Source organism: uncultured Phascolarctobacterium sp. (genome assembly GCF_905212365.1).
Classification (GTDB): Bacteria; Bacillota; Negativicutes; order Acidaminococcales; family Acidaminococcaceae; genus Phascolarctobacterium_A.
On sequence record NZ_CAJMEH010000001.1, the window covers coordinates 62871 to 80023 of the forward strand.

At 51.7% G+C, this 17153-nt stretch carries 16 protein-coding genes, 1 pseudogene and 1 riboswitch; of the genes and pseudogenes, 15 read left to right on the plus strand and 2 right to left on the minus strand.

The genetic code is table 11. The features are described from left to right. A complete protein-coding gene (locus tag QZ105_RS00335) occupies nt 1–1194 on the plus strand; it encodes a hypothetical protein (protein ID WP_293727856.1) in 1194 nt (397 codons plus the stop codon). 241 nt (nt 1195–1435) lie between these two features. After that, entirely contained in the window at nt 1436–1849 is a 414-nt protein-coding gene (locus QZ105_RS00340) for a GNAT family N-acetyltransferase (RefSeq protein WP_293727857.1), read from the plus strand. A 94-nt stretch (nt 1850–1943) separates the two neighbouring features. Here QZ105_RS00340 and QZ105_RS00345 read toward each other — a convergent pair whose 3' ends face one another. Then, nucleotides 1944–2366 (minus strand): flavodoxin, encoded by a 423-nt coding sequence (locus QZ105_RS00345; RefSeq protein ID WP_293727858.1) that lies wholly within the window; start codon nt 2364–2366, stop codon nt 1944–1946. Between the two features lie 263 nt (nt 2367–2629). Between QZ105_RS00345 and QZ105_RS00350 the strand changes: the two are divergent. Both QZ105_RS00350 and QZ105_RS10490 read left to right on the plus strand, forming a co-directional pair. Then, nucleotides 2630–3253, plus strand: a pseudogene (locus QZ105_RS00350) (2-dehydropantoate 2-reductase N-terminal domain-containing protein); the annotation flags it as partial. A gap of 110 nt (nt 3254–3363) precedes the next feature. Continuing rightward, the gene (locus QZ105_RS10490) at nt 3364–3510 is read left to right on the plus strand and encodes a ketopantoate reductase C-terminal domain-containing protein (protein WP_366935932.1); all 147 of its coding nucleotides are present in this window, start codon (nt 3364–3366) and stop codon (nt 3508–3510) included. A gap of 46 nt (nt 3511–3556) precedes the next feature. Here QZ105_RS10490 and QZ105_RS00355 read toward each other — a convergent pair whose 3' ends face one another. Then, a complete protein-coding gene (locus QZ105_RS00355) occupies nt 3557–3778 on the minus strand; it encodes a hypothetical protein (RefSeq protein ID WP_293727860.1) in 222 nt (73 codons plus the stop codon). A gap of 312 nt (nt 3779–4090) precedes the next feature. On the opposite strand from QZ105_RS00355, the gene QZ105_RS00360 reads away from it, so the two are divergent. The 11 genes from QZ105_RS00360 (at nt 4091) to QZ105_RS00410 (ending at nt 17131) form a co-directional block, all read left to right on the plus strand. Beyond that, entirely contained in the window at nt 4091–5506 is a 1416-nt protein-coding gene (locus QZ105_RS00360) for an Rne/Rng family ribonuclease (protein ID WP_293727861.1), read from the plus strand. A 126-nt stretch (nt 5507–5632) separates the two neighbouring features. Next, the gene (gene rplU / locus QZ105_RS00365; protein WP_009145437.1) at nt 5633–5944 is read left to right on the plus strand and encodes a 50S ribosomal protein L21; all 312 of its coding nucleotides are present in this window, start codon (nt 5633–5635) and stop codon (nt 5942–5944) included. A 5-nt stretch (nt 5945–5949) separates the two neighbouring features. Further along, entirely contained in the window at nt 5950–6276 is a 327-nt protein-coding gene (locus QZ105_RS00370; RefSeq protein WP_293727862.1) for a ribosomal-processing cysteine protease Prp, read from the plus strand. A gap of 5 nt (nt 6277–6281) precedes the next feature. Beyond that, nucleotides 6282–6572 carry a 50S ribosomal protein L27 gene (gene rpmA / locus QZ105_RS00375; RefSeq protein WP_293727863.1) on the plus strand — a complete coding sequence of 97 codons (291 nt, stop codon included), beginning with the start codon at nt 6282–6284 and terminating at the stop codon, nt 6570–6572. Between the two features lie 185 nt (nt 6573–6757). Beyond that, a complete protein-coding gene (gene bcp / locus QZ105_RS00380) occupies nt 6758–7225 on the plus strand; it encodes a thioredoxin-dependent thiol peroxidase (RefSeq protein WP_293727864.1) in 468 nt (155 codons plus the stop codon). A 224-nt stretch (nt 7226–7449) separates the two neighbouring features. Next, the gene (locus QZ105_RS00385) at nt 7450–8487 is read left to right on the plus strand and encodes a sugar-binding transcriptional regulator (RefSeq protein WP_293727865.1); all 1038 of its coding nucleotides are present in this window, start codon (nt 7450–7452) and stop codon (nt 8485–8487) included. 53 nt (nt 8488–8540) lie between these two features. After that, nucleotides 8541–9548 carry a type I glyceraldehyde-3-phosphate dehydrogenase gene (gene gap, locus QZ105_RS00390; RefSeq protein ID WP_293727922.1) on the plus strand — a complete coding sequence of 336 codons (1008 nt, stop codon included), beginning with the start codon at nt 8541–8543 and terminating at the stop codon, nt 9546–9548. Nucleotides 9549–9565: 17 nt separating this feature from the next. Further along, entirely contained in the window at nt 9566–11491 is a 1926-nt protein-coding gene (gene tpiA, locus QZ105_RS00395; protein ID WP_293727866.1) for a triose-phosphate isomerase, read from the plus strand. Between the two features lie 111 nt (nt 11492–11602). After that, nucleotides 11603–13120, plus strand: a complete 1518-nt coding sequence (gene gpmI / locus QZ105_RS00400) for a 2,3-bisphosphoglycerate-independent phosphoglycerate mutase (RefSeq protein ID WP_293727867.1) — start codon at nt 11603–11605, stop codon at nt 13118–13120. 19 nt (nt 13121–13139) lie between these two features. Continuing rightward, nucleotides 13140–14426, plus strand: a complete 1287-nt coding sequence (gene eno, locus QZ105_RS00405; RefSeq protein WP_293727868.1) for a phosphopyruvate hydratase — start codon at nt 13140–13142, stop codon at nt 14424–14426. A 211-nt stretch (nt 14427–14637) separates the two neighbouring features. Beyond that, nucleotides 14638–14808, plus strand: a riboswitch (cobalamin riboswitch). Nucleotides 14809–14962: 154 nt separating this feature from the next. Next, nucleotides 14963–17131, plus strand: coding sequence for a TonB-dependent siderophore receptor (locus QZ105_RS00410; RefSeq protein WP_293727869.1), 2169 nt, complete (start codon nt 14963–14965; stop codon nt 17129–17131). Nucleotides 17132–17153 lie beyond the last annotated feature (22 nt).

The window sequence follows — 17153 nt, forward strand, 5'->3', positions numbered from 1 at the left end:
ATGAAAAAGCTATTTGCAGTTTCTATGCTGGCCGTTTTATTGGCTGTGCCGGGCTTGTGTGGAGCTAATACTTTAGCTGCTGCGCCTGCTGGTCAGCCTAGCGCGGCGGTAAAGCAGCAGGAGGGCAAGCGTATGCCGCCTCCGGCGCGAATGCGCCGCCCGCAAATGAGTCGCGAGGAGGCGGCAGAACGTTTGTACAAGGAGTACGGTGCAGATAAGGCGGAAATACGTAAATTGTTGGAGGCGGGGCAAAGCTATAACGAGCTGAATACGGCCTATCTTTACGCCGCTTTATCTAAAACGCCGGTGAGCAGGGTGCTGGAGCTGCGGGAGCAGGCTACCTGGGGGCGTGTGCGCGTGCAGCTGGGCATGGACGCAGGCACCTTTGCCAAGCGTAATTTGGATTATCAGCTGAACAAGCTGCCTAATGACGGCGCGCTTAGCCGGACGGCGGCGCAAAAATATACGCGGCAGGGCTATTCTTTGGCAGATATTAAACGGGCTGCCGTAATCGCCGTTAATGCTGATAAAGCCTTGGCCGAGGTTTTGCCGCTCAAAACGGCAGTCAAGGACTGGAATGCCGTTGAGGCGGAGCTGGGACTGGCTAAGCCGGCTGATAATGCCGGCTTGCGCGGACGGGGACAGCGCTCCGGCGCAGGCTTTGCCGGTTTGCATATACGCAATATGACTAAGGAGCGGGCGCTGAAAATTTTCCACGACGACTATTTGTTCAGCGAGGAGGAGCTGGCGCCGCTGTACGATGAGTTGGGCTTTGACGGCTTGGAGGACGTGTGCCTGCACGCTTATATGGGGCGTGTGCCGCTGCAAAAAATTATGGAAATGCGCGGGCAATATTCCTGGGAAAGGATTAAATATTTGCTGGGGTTAACGCCGCAGGTATATTTTGACCGCTGTGTGGATTATCAGGCGCGCCGCTTGTTGGAACGGATGGATATACCGCAGGAGGTTACTAAGGAGTTTATGCGGCAGGGCTATGCCATGCATCACGTCAATACGGCGTATCTGCTGGCTGCGCAAAGCGGGAAGCCTATGGCGGAGATTATCGTTTTGAAAACGCCTAAGAACCGCTGGAGCCAGGTGGCGGAAAGCATCGGCGTGAGCGCCGGGGAGCTGCGCGAAGCGCAGACGAAAATTTCCCAAGCCTTTGGCAGGCACGATGGAAAATTTTTGTGATTTCAAAAGAATAATAGATGATAACTACGAAGAACGATTATATGATTTATTAAAAATAGAATTTTATAGAAATAGTCTTTTTTACAATGTATATGAACAAGCATTTTTACATACTATATCATCTCTTGTTGATTTAAAACTTATGATATAGGCATCGATTGATAATGCAAAGTGAAGTGATTATAAATATTGAATTTAAAACCATTGAAAAAATAATTATGCGAGCGTAAGGGTGTGCAAAATGCTGATTTTTAAAGAATATAACGAATACAAGGAGACTGAAATTTTGGGGCTGTATACCAGCGTGGGATGGAGCAATTATACTCGTGAACCTGATATGCTGCGCAGAGCTTTTTCTAATTCCCTTTATGCTTTGGCTGCTTTTGATAACGATAAGCTTGTCGGCTTAATTAGAGCGGTTGGAGATGGCGCTTCTATTATTTTCATACAAGACCTTTTGATTTTGCCAGAGTATCAGCGGCGTGGCATTGGCAGCAGGTTGCTGCAAATCCTTATGAAAAAGTATAAGAAAGTCTATCAATTGCAGCTGCTTACAGACGCTTCTATGAAAAATATCGCTTTTTATGAAGCTGTAGGGTTAAAGAAAAGCAGCGATTTGAATTGCTGCGCTTTTATGCGAGTGCAGCAGGCTTGACAGCTTTTAATGGGGATGTACATTAGCAAGCAAAAAGCGCTCCGCGTACTGCTTTCACAGTATCGTGGAGCGTTTTGCTCATACTTATATGCTTTTATTCTGCCAGCAGCTTGCCGATTTCAGCGCATTGTGCCAGAGCGTCGTCATCAGGCTCATTCATAGCCAGTACGCCGTCGGCTACCAGCTCTGCGCCTGCTGCGGTTACGCGGTCCTGCCAATCCTGCATGTAGCTGCCGCCCCAGCCGTAGGAGCCAAACAGAGCAACCTTTTTGCCCTGCAGCCTGCCTTCCAGTTCTGTGAAGAAGGGCTCAAATTCAGCTTCCTCCAGAACCTCCACTCCCATTGCCGGGCAGCCCAGAGCCATGGAGTCGTAAGCTGCCGCGTCGTCGGCGGTGGTGCTGCTTACTTCCTGCAGCAGAGCCTTAGCTCCGGCTGCTTCGATGGCTTCCGCTACGGCTTCGGCCATTCTTTGGGTATTGCCGGTTGCGGACCAGTAAATTACGGGAATCTCTTTCATATCTTGTGCCTCCTTTTAGTTACCTTTTGCTAACTATATTATCATTGTAGCATAAGATAAAAAGGTTAGCAAGAGGTAACTGCTGCGTTTGCAAAGAATTTAGCTTCCGACTGGCCGTAGGCAGGCTGTTGCGCGGCGCGGCAAAAAGTGCTAAGATAAATTCATCAGGCCGCGCTGGCGCAGGCACAGCTGCTTTCGGCAGACGGCTATCAAGCAGGAAATGAGGGACGAGGGTGGAAATAAAAAGCGTTGCGATTGTAGGTATGGGGGCTTTGGGCCTGCTGTACGGCGAGCAGATTGTCAAAAGCTGCGGGCGCGAGGCCGTGCGCTTTGTGATGGACGCCGGGCGGTACGAGCGGCATAAGAACGACGTTTATACGGTCAACGGTGTGCAGCAGAATTTTGTGCTGCAAAGCGCCGCTGACGCCAAACCGGTGGATTTGGTGATTGTGGCTACTAAATTCAGCGGGTTGGAGCAGGCGCTGACGGAAATGCAGGGTCTGGTGGGCCCGGAAACGGCGATTTTTTCGGTGCTCAACGGCATCAGCAGCGAGGAAAGGATTAAAGAGCGCTTTGGCGATGGTAATTTGCTGTACTGCGTGGCTTTAGGCATGGACGCCGTGCGCGAGGGAACAAGCCTGACCTATCAGCACAGCGGTATGCTGAAAATAGGCTGTCTGGAGGATAAGCAGCGTCCGGCGTTAGCGGCGGTCACGTGCTTTTTGGACAAGGTTGGCCTGCGCTATACGGTGGAGGAGGATATTCAGCACGCTCTGTGGGCCAAGCTGCTGCTGAACGTGGGCATTAACCAAACCTGCATGGTTTACGAAACCAGCTACGGCGGCGCGCTGGCGGACGCTAAGGCGCGGGAGGATATGTTCGCCGCTATGCACGAGGTGATTGCGGTGGCGCAGTGCGAGGGCATCAATCTGACGGAGGCTGATTTTGAGGGTTGCGACAGGTGCTGCGCGGCTTGGCGCACGAGGGCCTGCCTTCCATGCGTCAGGACGCACTGGCTAAGCGGCCGTCGGAGGGGGAGCTGTTCGCCGGTACGATTATACGCCTGGCGGCTAAGCACGGGCTGGCTGTGCCGGTCAACCAGCGCTATTACGAGCGCATTAAGCAAATAGAAGCGGAATATTAAAAAGAGCGGCGGCAGTCTGACTGTCGTCGCTCTTGTCATAGTACACTTATTTACGCTTTTGGTCTAAATCGCGCTGCATATCGCGGGTGCGTTGGTTTTGCAGGTCGGCCTGGCGCTCAATGCGCTGCTGGCTTTGCTGGGATGCAATGCGGTTTTCGCGCATGGCAGGCGCTGGGGGTACCGAAACGCCGGCGTAGAAATTTTCAGCTGCCTGCGCGTTTGCGGCGAATGCGGCAAGCAAAATTGTTAAAGCTAATAAACGGCGCATGATTAACCGCCTCCTTGTAAGATAAATTATCGGTGCTTAGCATAGGTTTTGATTTGGCATATTATATCGCGCAGTACACTGCGGATTTCGTTTACCAACAATTATACTATACCATAAAAATGTGGCAGAAGTATGGTGAAGAAGCGGCGATAACTTTTGCCGGCAAATTTTTTTTGTGATATAATGTGAATGCTTAGCGATTCACGAACCGAAGGTGAAGCGAGAGCTTAGCAGAACATATTCCCTTGCGGTATAATATACTATTATAGTAATGGTCGTAAGACCGTAGAAAAACAAGGAGCGGACGGCAGCGTGACAGCAAAAATTATCATCGGCGTAACTGAAGACGAGACCAGAATGGGGCTTGTGGAAAACGGCCTGCTGATGGAATATCTGGTAGAGCGGGCTGCCGAGCAGCATTTGGTGGGCAGCATCTTTAAGGCCCGCGTCTGCAATGTAGTGCGCGGCATTCAGGCTGCCTTCGTCGATATAGGACTGGAGCAGAACGCCTTTCTGTATTTGGGCGACGCTATGGATGTAACCGAGGGCCAGAGCGTGGTGGTGCAGATCAGCAAGGACGCCCGCGGCACCAAGGGCCCTACTGCTACCCGGGAAATTACGCTGCCCGGCAGATATGCCGTGCTGCTGCCCCACGCCGATTATGTGGGTATATCCCGCAAGATTAACGATAAGGCGGAGCGTGAACGGTTAAGCAGCGTGTACAGCGCGGCGCGGCCTGTCGGTATGGGCGTGGTGGTGCGCACTGCGGCAGCTGGCGTGGAGGCGGCGCTTTTGGAGCAGGATATTGCCGAGCTGCACACCGCCTGGCGCGTGCTGGCGGCGCGGGAGCGGGTAGCCAAGGCTCCCTGCCTGCTGCGGCGGGAGCTGGATTTGCCCATCCGGATTGTGCGCGACTATCTGCGGCCCCAGTTGACGGAAATCGTTATCGATAATCTGGCCGTTTATAAGCGGGTGGAGGAGCTGCTGCAGCAGCTGCCGCAGGCTGCAGCTATCAAGCTGACGCTGTACCAGGGCTTGGAGGATATTTTCGTTTATCACCAGCAGCAGGAGGCTGTAGCTGGCATTTCCGATAAAATGGTGACTTTACCCAGCGGCGGCTATCTGATTATCGATTACACGGAGGCCATGACGGTCATCGATGTGAACAGCGGCAAATTCAGCGGCCGGGAAAATTTGGAAGAAACCATTATGCAAATCAACCGGGAGGCCGCGGCAGAGATTGCCCGACAGCTGCGCCTGCGGGATATCGGAGGCATTATCGTGGCCGATTTTATCGATATGCACAGCGAGGCGCATAAGAACGAGATTCTGAGCGTGCTGCAGCAGGCTCTTGCCGGTGACAAGATGCATCCCAAGGTGCAGGATATCACGGTGCTGAATTTGATAGAAATTACCCGCAAAAAGTCGCGGCAGAATTTGTCCAGCGTCTTGTATACGCCCTGCCCCGTGTGCGACGGCAGCGGGCGCGTGCAGAGCAGGGAAACCCTGGCGCTGGAAATTAAGCGGCGCCTGCGGGTGCTGCTGCGCCGCCGCGGCAGCGCGAAAAGCCTTTTGCTTGTGGCTAATCCTTGGCTGGCAGAATGGCTGTGCGGCAAGGATATCAAGGCCTGGGAGCGGGAGCTGGCCTGTAGCCTGAAGGTGGAAAGCGACCCGTCGTTACACGTTGAAAGTTTTATGATTTTGGATAATACCGGTGTTGACAAATGAAGCCGCGTAGGGTAAAATATTCCAGTATGGACTGATTTGGTCCGTCCCCAACCGCGCAGAGAGGTTCTGAAAACCCGGCGACGGGTACCGTATTTGGCGAGTCTATCATTAAGGGAGGTGCAATAGATGTACGCAATTATCAAAACCGGCGGCAAACAATACCGCGTAAGCGAAGGCGAAACCCTGCAAGTTGAAAAGCTGAACGCAGAGGTTGGCGCTGAAGTTGTTTTTGAAGAAGTTCTGACCGTTGTTAACGATGCAGACGTAAAGATTGGTAAGCCCGTAGTTGAAGGCGCAAAGGTTGTTGCTAAAGTTGTTGAACACGGCAAAGCAGACAAGATTTTCGTTTTCAAATACAAAGCTAAATCCAACTATCGTAAACGTCAAGGCCATCGTCAACCGTTTACTACTGTTGAAATCACCGCTATCAACGCTTAATCGCCATGATACAGGTCGATTTGTTCAAGGATAAGCAGGGCATGATCGTTGGCTATAAGGTCAGCGGGCATGCAGGCTACAGCGAAGAAGGCACGGACATCGTGTGCAGCGCTGTTTCTGCTTTAACGCAGGCTCCCTTGCTTGGCTTGGAAAGACACTTAAAGCTCAAGCCGTCCTATGTCGTCAATCAGGAGGACGGTATTTTAGAGGCTGCATTGAACAGTGCGCCTACAGACCTGACGCAGGCTATTCTGCAGACCATGGTTTATGGCCTGCAGTCCATAGAACGTCAGTGTCCGCAATATGTTCGTATTCAGGAACATAGGAGGTGAAAGTAATGTTTGAAATTATTCTGCAATTACATGCACATAAAAAAGGTACCGGCAGCTCCCACAACGGTCGTGATTCCAACGCGCAGCGTTTGGGCACCAAGGCTCATGACAGCCAGCTGGTAACCGCTGGCAGCATCATCGTTCGTCAGCGCGGTACTAAATTCCATCCCGGCAACAATGTTGGCATGGGCAAGGACTACACCATTTATGCTACTGTTGAAGGCCGCGTAAAATTTGAGCGCAAAGGCCGCGATAAACGCCAAATCAGCGTATATCCCGTAGAAGCAGCAATGTAATTTAGGCTTTGCAGACCCGCATCTTAAAGAGGTGCGGGTCTTTTTGCGTCTAAAGCGTGAGCTTTTTGTTAAGATATGGTGCAGCGGCTGTATTTTTAGTTTAGATATGGTATACTTAAAGTATCTTAACAAAAGCATAGAAGCTTAGCTTTTATTTGTGAATTATACTGCAAGGAGTTGATAATATGTTGGAAGTTGGTTCCGTAGCGCCGGCTTTTACCTTGCCGGACAAGGACGGCAACAGCGTCAGCCTCAGTGATTTTGCTGGGAAAAAGGTTGTGCTGTATTTTTATCCTAAGGATTCTACACCCGGCTGTACACGTCAGGCGCAGGCCTTTCGCGACGCTTTTGCGCAGTTTGCCGCCGAGGGCGCTGTGATTATTGGCATCAGCAAAGACAGCGTAAAATCGCATTTTAATTTTGCCGCGAAGCAGGAGCTGCCCTTCATTTTGTTGTCCGATACGGAAAAAGAGGTTTTGCAGGCCTATGAGGTGTGGCAGGAAAAGAAGCTGTACGGCAAGGTGAGCATGGGCGTGGTGCGTTCGGTTTACGTTATCGATGAAGACGGCAAAATTGCCGCCGCCTGGACGAAGGTAAAGCCGGAGCAGAGCGCTGCCGACGCTTTGGCTTTCGTATGCAGCTGCAATAAATAAGCCGGAACGCATTGCTGCGCAGAGTAATGCGCGGCGATGCGGCAAAGCTATTAACAGTGACTAACTGCATATTAAAATTTTCGTAAAAATTTAATGTGCTACACTTTATTTCTCCAATAGAGTATGCTATACTTATCAAAGAAAAACAGAATACCGATTCTTTGTATTAAATTCGTGGGACGCTAAAAGTACCACGAGGGACAAAATGTGCCGAGGCAGCAATTATGGATAGTATTATCAATTTACAAAAGAAAATCGTGCCGGAGCTGACGGACCTTTTAGTGCAGCGTTATCAGATTTTGCGTCAGGTAAGCCATGAATACCCTATCGGCAGAAGGGCGCTGGCGGCAAGGTTGGGGCTTAGCGAAAGGGTGTTGCGGGCGCAGGTGGATTTTCTCAAGAAAAGCGGTCTGCTGGATTTTTCCTCCAGCGGCATGAGCGTCACCGATGAGGGCGCTGATATTTTAAAGGAGCTGGCCGATTATGTGCGTAAGCTGCAGGATATTTCCTTCCTTGAAAAAGCCTTGAGCGATACGCTGAAGATTGGCCGGGTGGTAATTCTTCCTGGCGATTCCGACCAGGAGGAGGTAGTTAAAAGAGAGATTGGCCGTACTGCGGCGCATATTCTCAGCAAGCTGCTCAGCGACGGCAGCAAGCATATCGTAGCGGTCAGCGGCGGCACGACTATGGCGGCTATGGCGGCTAACGTCAGCGGTTCGCAGCCCAATACGATGGTTGTTCCGGCCCGCGGCGGCCTAGGCGATAACGTGGAGCTGCAGGCCAACACTATCGCAACGGTTTTAGCCCAGCGTTTGGGAGCAGGCTATCGCCAGCTGTATGTGCCGGACTGCGTGAGCGAGGATATTCTCAACAGTATTTTAAAAGAGGATGTTGGCGTGCGCGCCGTCGTGGATATTATCAAGAAAGCCGATATCCTGGTACACGGCGTAGGCCGCGCCAGCGTTATGGCTAAGCACCGGCGTCTTAATTCGGAGCTGATTGCTAGGCTGGAATCGGCTGGGGCGGTGGGCGAAGCCTTCGGCCAGTACTGCGCGCTGGACGGCAGGCAGGTTTATATGACCAATAACGCTGGCCTGATGCTACAGGATTTGCAGAACATCGGCATCATCATCGGCATTGCCGGCGGCAAGTCCAAGGCCGCAGCTATTTTATCGGTCATTCGCGCGTCACGGCAGGATATTCTCGTTACCGACGAGGCCGCCGCTCACGAGATTCTGCGCATGGCCCACGAGCGTTGTTAACCGGCACGCAAGTGCAATTTATAAAGAAACCCGTCAAAACTAAGGAGGAATTTATTATGACAAAAGTAGGTATCAATGGTTTTGGCCGCATTGGCCGCGAGGTTTTCCGCGTTGCTTTTACTAATCCTGAGGTTGAGGTTGTGGCTGTCAACGATCTGACGGATTCCGCTACTTTGGCTCATTTACTGAAATATGATTCCGTGCATGGCACCTTCCCGCACGAGGTAGCTGCCGACGGCGACTGCATCGTTGTAGACGGCAAACGCATTAAGGTATTTGCTTCTCCCGACCCGGCAAAAATTCCCTGGGGCGAAATCGGCGCTGAAATCGTTGTAGAATCCACTGGCCGTTTCACCGAAGGCCCGAAGGCTGCCGCTCATCTGGAGGCAGGCGCTAAAAAGGTTATTATCTCCGCTCCCGCTAAAGGCGAGGATATTACCATCGTTATGGGCGTTAACGAAGACAAATACGACCCTGCTAAGCATAATATTATTTCCAACGCTTCCTGCACTACCAACTGCCTGGCTCCCTTTACCAAGGTGCTGCTGAACAAGTTTGGTATTGAAAGCGGTTTGATGACCACCGTACATTCCTACACCAACGACCAACGTATTCTGGATTTGCCCCATAAGGATCTGCGCCGTGCCCGCGCTGCCGCCTGCTCCATCATTCCGACCACTACCGGCGCCGCTAAAGCTGTGGCTTTGGTTCTGCCGGAGCTGAAGGGCAAGCTTAACGGCTTCGCTATGCGCGTGCCCACTCCTAACGTATCCATTACCGATTTGACCGTTCTGCTGAAAACCGATACTACCGCCGAAGAAATCAACGCCGCTTTGAAGGAAGCTGCCGAGGGCGAATTGAAGGGCATTATGGGTTACAACGAACTGCCTCTGGTTTCCCGCGATTATAACGGCTGCCCGCTGAGCTCCATCGTTGACGGCCTGTCCACTATGATGGTTGGCCCGCGTATGGCTAAGGTTGTCAGCTGGTACGATAACGAATGGGGTTATTCCAACCGCGTAGTTGACCTGGCTATGTATATTGCTAAAAAGGGCCTGTAAGATAGGAGTAGTTATCCGTGGATAAGAAAACTGTACGTGATTTAGACGTGGCCGGTAAAAAGGTACTGGTGCGCGTAGATTTTAACGTCCCCTTCGACGATAAGGGCAATATTTCCGACGATACCCGTATCCGCGCTTCTTTGGAAACCATTAAATATCTGCTGGAGCACAAGGCCGCCGTTATTTTGATGGCGCATTTGGGCCGTCCTAAAGGACAGGTTAATCCTAAATACAGTCTTGCTCCCGTAGCTAAGCATTTGGGCAAGCTGCTGAGCAAAAAGATTCTGTTCGCTGCCGACTGTGTAGGGACGGAGGCAAAGGCCGCGGCTAAAAAGCTGAAAGCTGGCCATGTGCTGCTGCTGGAAAATTTGCGCTTTCATAAGGAAGAAGAAAAGAACGATATGGAATTTGCCGAGCAGCTGGCGTCCCTGGCCGACCTGTACGTTAACGATGGCTTTGGCGTTTCTCACCGCGCGCACGCTTCCGTAGAGGGCGTTACTCACTTCCTGCCTGCTGCCGCAGGCTTCCTGCTGGAAAAGGAAATCGAATATGTGGGCCGCGCCGTAACGGAGCCGCTGCATCCCTTTGCCGCTATTATCGGCGGCGCTAAGGTCAGCGATAAAATCGGTGTGATTAACAATCTGCTGGATAAGGTTGATACGCTGCTGATCGGCGGCGGTATGGCCAACACCTTCCTGGCTGCGCAGGGCTGCGCTATGGGCAAATCCTTAGTAGAAGAGGATAAGATAGAGCTGGCCAAGGAGCTGCTGGCGAAGGCTAAGAAGAACAAGGTAAATCTGCTGCTGCCTACGGATTTGGTAATGGCGGAAGCCTTTGCTGCCGGCGCTAAGCATGTTACCGAGGATATTAAGCATCTGAATCAGGACTATATGGCTCTGGATATCGGCGCAGAAACGGCTAAAGCCTATGCCGCTGCGCTGGCAGACGCTAAAATGATAGTGTGGAACGGGCCTATGGGCGTGTTTGAAATGGACGCCTTCTGCAAGGGTACGGAGGCCGTGGCTAAGGCCGTGGCCCGCAGCCGCGCAGTCAGCATCGTAGGCGGCGGCGACAGCGTGGCCGCTGTCGAAAAGCTGGGACTGGCTAAGCGTATTTCCCATATTTCCACCGGCGGCGGCGCATCTCTGGAATATCTGGAGGGCAAGGTGCTGCCCGGCGTGGCGGCTTTGGACGACCTGCGCCGCAAAATGATTGCCGGCAACTGGAAGATGCACAAGACCGTCAGCGAGGCCGTGGAGCTGGCTGAGGATATTGTGATGGAAACTAACGGCACTCTGAACGAGGTAGTTATTTTCCCGCCCTTTACCGCTTTGGAAACCGTGGCTGACGCTATCGACGGCAAGCATGTGGGCTATGGCGCTCAGGACCTGCACTGGGAGGATAAGGGCGCTTTCACCGGCGCTGTTTCCGGAGCCATGATCGCCGATATCTGCGCTGAATATGTGCTGGTAGGCCACAGCGAGCGCCGCACTATTTTCGGTGAGAACGAAAAAATTGTCGCCAGCAAAATTATCGCCGCTTACCGCAACGGCCTTAAGCCCATGCTGTGCGTAGGTGAAAATCTGGCCGAGCGCGAAGCTGGCAAGACTGCGCGCAAGATTAATATGCAGCTGAAAAGCGCGCTGCGCGTAATCGCTCCTGAGGACGCCGTTAATCTGGTGGTTGCTTACGAGCCCGTTTGGGCCATTGGCAGCGGCAAGGCGGCTACTCCGGCTGACGCGCAGGAGGTATGCCGTCTGATTCGCGATAAAATCGCTAAGATTTTGTCGCCGGAGATTGCCCGTCAGGTGCGCATCCTGTACGGCGGCAGCGTTAATGAAAAGAACGCCGCAGATTTCAATATCAGCGGTATAGACGGCGTTTTGGTTGGCGGCGCTTCCTTGAAGGCCGACAGCTTTGCTAAGATAGTACGCAGCTTTTAATTGAAGAAAGCAGTGACCCGCAGCCTGCCGGTAAAGCCTTGCGGCTGCCGGCAGGTTGGCGGGTTTTATCGCTTTCTGTACTTATAAATGATAATATATGGAAGGCGAAGCATGAAACATCCTGTACTTTTAATGATTTTAGACGGCTGGGGCATTGCTCCCGCCAGCAGCACCAACGCTGCGGCAGTTGCCAGGACACCTAACCTCGACGGTTATTTTGCCAATTATCCGCATACCACCTTACAGGCTAGCGGCCGGGAGGTAGGCCTGCCTGCGGGGCAAATCGGCAATTCCGAGGTGGGGCATTTGAATATCGGCTCAGGCCGCATTATTTACCAAAGCCTGACCCGCATCAGCAAGTCCATTGAGGACGGCGATTTCTTTAAGAACAGCGTGCTGTGCGATACTATGGAAAAAACCAAGGAGGCGGGCGCTGCGCTGCATTTGCTGGGCCTGGTATCCGACGGTGGCGTCCACAGCCATATTTCCCATTTGCTGGCGTTGCTGGAAATGGCTAAGCAGCACGGCTTGAGCCGCGTTTATGTACACGCCTTTTTGGACGGACGCGACGTGCCGCCCCAAAGCGCGTTGACCTATATCGAGGAATTGGAACAGGCTATGGACAGGATCGGCGTAGGCCGTATCGCTACTGTCAGCGGCCGCTATTACGCCATGGACCGCGATAAACGCTGGGAGCGCGTAGAGCGTGCTTACAGGGCTGTTACGCTGGGCGAGGGCGTGCCTGCCGCCAGCGCTGCCGCAGGCGTGCAGGCGTCCTATGCTGCCGGTGTGACCGACGAATTTGTGGTGCCGTTGGTAGTAAATGGCGTAGACGGACGCATTAAGGCCGGCGACGGCGTAATTTTCTTTAACTTCCGTCCTGACCGCGCTCGTGAGCTTACCCGTGCGCTGTATGACGAGGACTTTCCGTATTTTGCCCGTCCGGAGGGCGTGCGGCCGGTGCGTTTTGCCTGCATGGCGCAGTATGACGCGACTATCGACGCGCCTGTGGCCTATCCGCCCGAATCCATTGACGATACGCTGGGACAGGTGCTGGCGGCCCGCGGTATGCGGCAGCTGCGCATAGCCGAAACGGAAAAATACGCCCATGTAACCTTCTTCTTTAACGGCGGCGTGGAGGAGCCTAATGCTGGCGAAGAGCGTATCCTCATTCCTTCGCCCAAGGTAGCGACCTACGATTTGCAGCCGGAAATGAGCGCCGAGGAGGTAACGCAGGCGCTGTTGGCGGAATTGGAGCAGGATAAATTTGACGCAATCATTCTGAACTTCGCTAATCCCGACATGGTGGGGCATACGGGAGTGCTGGCAGCCGCCGTTCAGGCGATGGAAAAGGTGGACGACTGCGCCGGACGCATCGTGCGCAAAGTGCTGGAGCTGGACGGCACGGTCTGCATTACGGCGGACCATGGTAATTTGGAGAAAATGGCGGAGGCTGACGGCGAGCCTAATACGGCTCATACCACCAACCCTGTGCCCTTCATCGTGGTGAGCAAGCAGCAGCATAAGCTGCACAGCGGTATTTTGGCCGATATTGCGCCGACGCTGCTGGAGCTTTTGCATATCGAGCAGCCTGCCGCTATGACGGGCCATAGCTTATTGGAAAAATAAAATTAGAGGTGAGTGAAAGATGGCAATGATTACTGAAGTATATGCACGCGAGATTCTGGATTCCCGCGGCAATCCTACCGTAGAGGTTGAGGTTTGCCTGGAGGACGGCGCCGTAGGACGCGCTGCCGTTCCCTCCGGCGCTTCCACCGGCGTACACGAGGCTGTGGAGCTGCGCGACGGCGACGCCGAGCGTTATCTGGGCAAGGGCGTAACCAAGGCCGTGGATAATGTCAACGACATTATTGCCGAGGCTATCATCGGCCTGGAGGCAACCCGTCAAACTGAAATTGACGAGCTGCTGGTACGCTTGGACGGAACTCCCAACAAGGGCCGTTTGGGCGCTAACGCTATTTTGGGCGTTTCCATGGCTGTGGCTAAGGCGGCAGCCGCTTCTGTAGGCCTGCCCCTGTACCTGTATTTGGGCGGCGTGGCTGCTAAGGAGCTGCCCGTACCCATGATGAATATTTTGAACGGCGGCCAGCATGCCGACAATAACGTGGATATTCAGGAATTTATGATTATGCCCGTAGGCGCTAAATCCTTCAGCGAGGCTTTGCGCATGAACGCCGAAATTTACCATAACCTGAAAGCGCTGCTGAAATCTAAAGGCTTGAGCACCGCTTTGGGCGACGAGGGCGGCTTTGCGCCTAACCTGAGCTGCAATTCCGAGGCTATCGAGGTTATTTTGGAGGCAGTGGAAAAGGCAGGCTATAAACCGGCTAAGGATATCGTTATCGCTTTGGACGTAGCCAGCAGCGAATTTTATGAGGACGGCAAGTATAATCTGGCAGGCGAGGGCATCGTTAAAACCAGCGAAGAGATGGTGGATTACCTGGCCGAACTGTGCGAGAAATATCCAATCATTTCCATCGAGGACGGCATGGCCGAGGACGATTGGGACGGCTGGAAGAAGCTGACCAAGAAGCTGGGCAAGAAGGTGCAGCTGGTGGGCGACGACCTGTTTGTTACCAATGAAGAACGCCTGGTGCAGGGCATTAAGAAGGGCGTAGCCAACGCTATTCTGATTAAGGTAAACCAAATCGGTACCCTGACCGAAACCTTTAACGCTATTGAAACTGCTAAGCGCGCAGGCTATACCTGCATTATTTCCCACCGCAGCGGCGAAACCGAGGATACCACTCTGGCAGATATCGCTGTAGCAGTAAACGCAGGTCAGATTAAGACCGGCGCTCCGGCGCGCACCGACCGCGTGGCTAAGTACAACCAGCTGTTGCGCATTGAAGAGGATTTGGGCAAGGCAGCCAAGTATAACGGCAAGCACGTTTTCTACAATATCAATAAATAAGCTTACTTGCAGCGAGAGCAGAGGCCTGAGGGCTTCTGCTCTTTTTTTGCGTTGATTTTACGCCTCTCTAGCGCCCGTTCCCCCGGAGCGCGGCAGCGCTTCAAATAAAATCCGCTCAATGCGGATTTTAGCTTGACTGGGGGGGACGAGAGTGTATAATATTGCACAAGAAATACTAATAAGAAAAGAATAATATCTGATGGAATAAATTAATAAAATTTAAGAATCAGGTGCAGCGATGCTTAATAGAGAAACAGGTGCAATGCCTGTGCTGTCCCGCAGCTGTATGGTGGAGCAGACTTTATATGTCACTGGGAAACCGGGAAGGCTAAGCCTGCTGTGAAACCGAGCCAGAAGAACTGCCTGATTTACATGCTGAAAATTCTGCGATAGACGGAAGGGCATATGGTGGAGAAGTGCGCCCTTTTGCTGTGAGCAGAGGGCGCTTTTACTTTGTGATTTTAGATTAAGCGGCAAGCGAAACACGGACAGCTCGGCAGCTTAATTTAAAAAATAAAATTAAGAGGTGTGGAAAGATGTTGAAGAAAAAGCAAGCTTTAGTGATGTCGGTGCTGTGCGCTATTGCCAGCGTAGGTTTCGTAATGAGCGCCGGAGCAGAAGAAGCTGCGAACGAAGAAAGACCTGTTTTTGCACTCGACACTATTGTTGTTGAAGCAGACAGAGAGGCATTACCGGGCGGTTTTGTATCCCGCGAAGGCAATTTAGGCCGCTTGGGCAACAAGAATATTATGGATATGCCCTTTACGCAAACCAGCTTTACGGAAAAGACCATTGAAAAATTTAACGATCCCAGCGCTCAGCTGACTGGAGTATTGATTAATACTCCGTCAGTTAAGAGCAGCAGCTATACGCTGTATAACGACTTTTCTATCCGCGGCTTGGGAATGACTGGCTATAACCTGTATGTCAACGGCGTACCCGGCATGTTTACCCAATCGACTATTCCTACGGATTTTGCCGAGCGTATTGAAATAATTTCCGGCCCGGCGATGGGCTTTAACGGTACTACTACGCGCCAGTCCGCCGGCGGTCTTGTTAATATGTACACGAAGCGTGCGGGCGACGAGGATCTTACTCGTTACACGCAAACCTTCTCCGGCAGTTCCTCCTTTGGCGAGCGTATTGACGTAAGCAGAAGATTTGGCAGCAACAAGGAGTGGGGCCTGCGCATTAACGCGCAAAATACGCAGGGTGAAGAGCTGACCGGTGTAGGCGAGGAGCTGACCAACAGGGATATCTTTATCAATTTGGATCACCATGATAAAAATAGCAAGACTAATTTATTTGCTGGCTACAGCTATTCCGAGCTGGAAAAATCTGCTCGTTGGTTCCAGTTTGGTACAGGTGTAACAACCTTACCCAGCGCTCCCAGCAATAAGATGAACTACGCTTATGACGGACAGGGAGCAACTTTGGACAGATGGATGGCAGTGTTGAATCACGAGCAAAAGATCAGCGATGATTGGACGGCTTTCTTCAACGGCGGTTTCTGCCGTTATGATTTGTTTAACAACAAAACTGGCAGAGCCAGCGAGCCTTATACAGTTATAAATAATGCAGGTGATTTCAACTCTGTGGACCGTGACGGCCCGCTTGCTATTAGCAATTATTATGGCGAGTTTGGCGTTAAGGGTAATCTTTATACTGGCGAAGTAAAGCATAATGTGGTTTTGTCGGTCGATAAGAGTTGGAACACCCAGTGGAGCGGTAGCGGTAACAAACCGATTGCGTTTGCTGGCAATATATATGAAGGACGCACGGAAAATTTCAATCCTGACTTAGGCAAGAATAATTTCTATAAAACCGGACACAGCGAATTTTGGGGATTGGCTTTAGTAGATACGTTGGAGTATGGCAAAGCACAGCTGATGCTGGGCGTGCATAACCAACATTCCGATGTTGACAGCTTTACTAGCGGCAGCAAAACTGGTTCTATCAGCAGTAGCGCTACCTCCCCGATTTATGGCTTTATTTATAAGCCTGTAGAAAATTTGTCTCTGTATGCCAGTCATACGGAGAGCTTTGCAGGCGGTTCTGCTGTTACAAATACGAAGTATACAAACCTAGGTGCGATTTTAGATCCTGCAAAAACTAAGCAGAATGAGATTGGTATTAAATATGAAAATGCTGGGTTGCTGACTACTTTAAGCGCGTTCAATATTAAAAAGGCTGGTACGGTCGATGAATTACGCAATGGCAAATTGTATTGCACTCAGGACGGCGAGGATGAACATGAAGGCATAGAGTTTTCCATTAATGGCAAAATAGCGCCTAAGTGGAACGTTATGGGCGGCGTTATGTATTTGGACGCTAAGCGTAATAAGACTTCCGATAGCAATAAGGATGGTGTAGGCGATTACGATGGCTATCGCGTGAACGGCGCTTCCAAATGGAACGGCGTTTTGAGTTTGGAATATGAAGCAAGCGATGATTTTTCTGTATTGGCAAGAGGATTGTATAACGGTAGCTCAACTATCAATAATGAAAAATTAGACGTTCCTTCATATTTTACTCTTGATTTGGGACTGAGCTATAAGACAAAGATCAATAATACGCCAGTTAAGTTTACGGCGATGTGCTATAATGTTACTAATAAAGATTACTGGATGCCCCAATCCGGCAGCAATTATCTTGTACTGGCCAATCCGCGTACTGTTATGCTGTCCGCACAATTTGATCTGTAAAAATCGCTTTAAGGGAGACGCC

What these genes read in the sequence shown, in the direction of transcription:
- QZ105_RS00335 (WP_293727856.1), top strand. Translation starts at nt 1, where the DNA reads ATGAAAAAGCTATTTGCAGTTTCTATGCTGGCCGTTTTATTGGCTGTG.
- QZ105_RS00340 (WP_293727857.1), top strand. Translation starts at nt 1,436, where the DNA reads ATGCTGATTTTTAAAGAATATAACGAATACAAGGAGACTGAAATTTTG.
- QZ105_RS00345 (WP_293727858.1), bottom strand. Translation starts at nt 2,366, where the DNA reads ATGAAAGAGATTCCCGTAATTTACTGGTCCGCAACCGGCAATACCCAA.
- QZ105_RS10490 (WP_366935932.1), top strand. Translation starts at nt 3,364, where the DNA reads ATGCGTCAGGACGCACTGGCTAAGCGGCCGTCGGAGGGGGAGCTGTTC.
- QZ105_RS00355 (WP_293727860.1), bottom strand. Translation starts at nt 3,778, where the DNA reads ATGCGCCGTTTATTAGCTTTAACAATTTTGCTTGCCGCATTCGCCGCA.
- rplU (WP_009145437.1), top strand. Translation starts at nt 5,633, where the DNA reads ATGTACGCAATTATCAAAACCGGCGGCAAACAATACCGCGTAAGCGAA.
- QZ105_RS00370 (WP_293727862.1), top strand. Translation starts at nt 5,950, where the DNA reads ATGATACAGGTCGATTTGTTCAAGGATAAGCAGGGCATGATCGTTGGC.
- rpmA (WP_293727863.1), top strand. Translation starts at nt 6,282, where the DNA reads ATGTTTGAAATTATTCTGCAATTACATGCACATAAAAAAGGTACCGGC.
- bcp (WP_293727864.1), top strand. Translation starts at nt 6,758, where the DNA reads ATGTTGGAAGTTGGTTCCGTAGCGCCGGCTTTTACCTTGCCGGACAAG.
- QZ105_RS00385 (WP_293727865.1), top strand. Translation starts at nt 7,450, where the DNA reads ATGGATAGTATTATCAATTTACAAAAGAAAATCGTGCCGGAGCTGACG.
- gpmI (WP_293727867.1), top strand. Translation starts at nt 11,603, where the DNA reads ATGAAACATCCTGTACTTTTAATGATTTTAGACGGCTGGGGCATTGCT.
- eno (WP_293727868.1), top strand. Translation starts at nt 13,140, where the DNA reads ATGGCAATGATTACTGAAGTATATGCACGCGAGATTCTGGATTCCCGC.
- QZ105_RS00410 (WP_293727869.1), top strand. Translation starts at nt 14,963, where the DNA reads ATGTTGAAGAAAAAGCAAGCTTTAGTGATGTCGGTGCTGTGCGCTATT.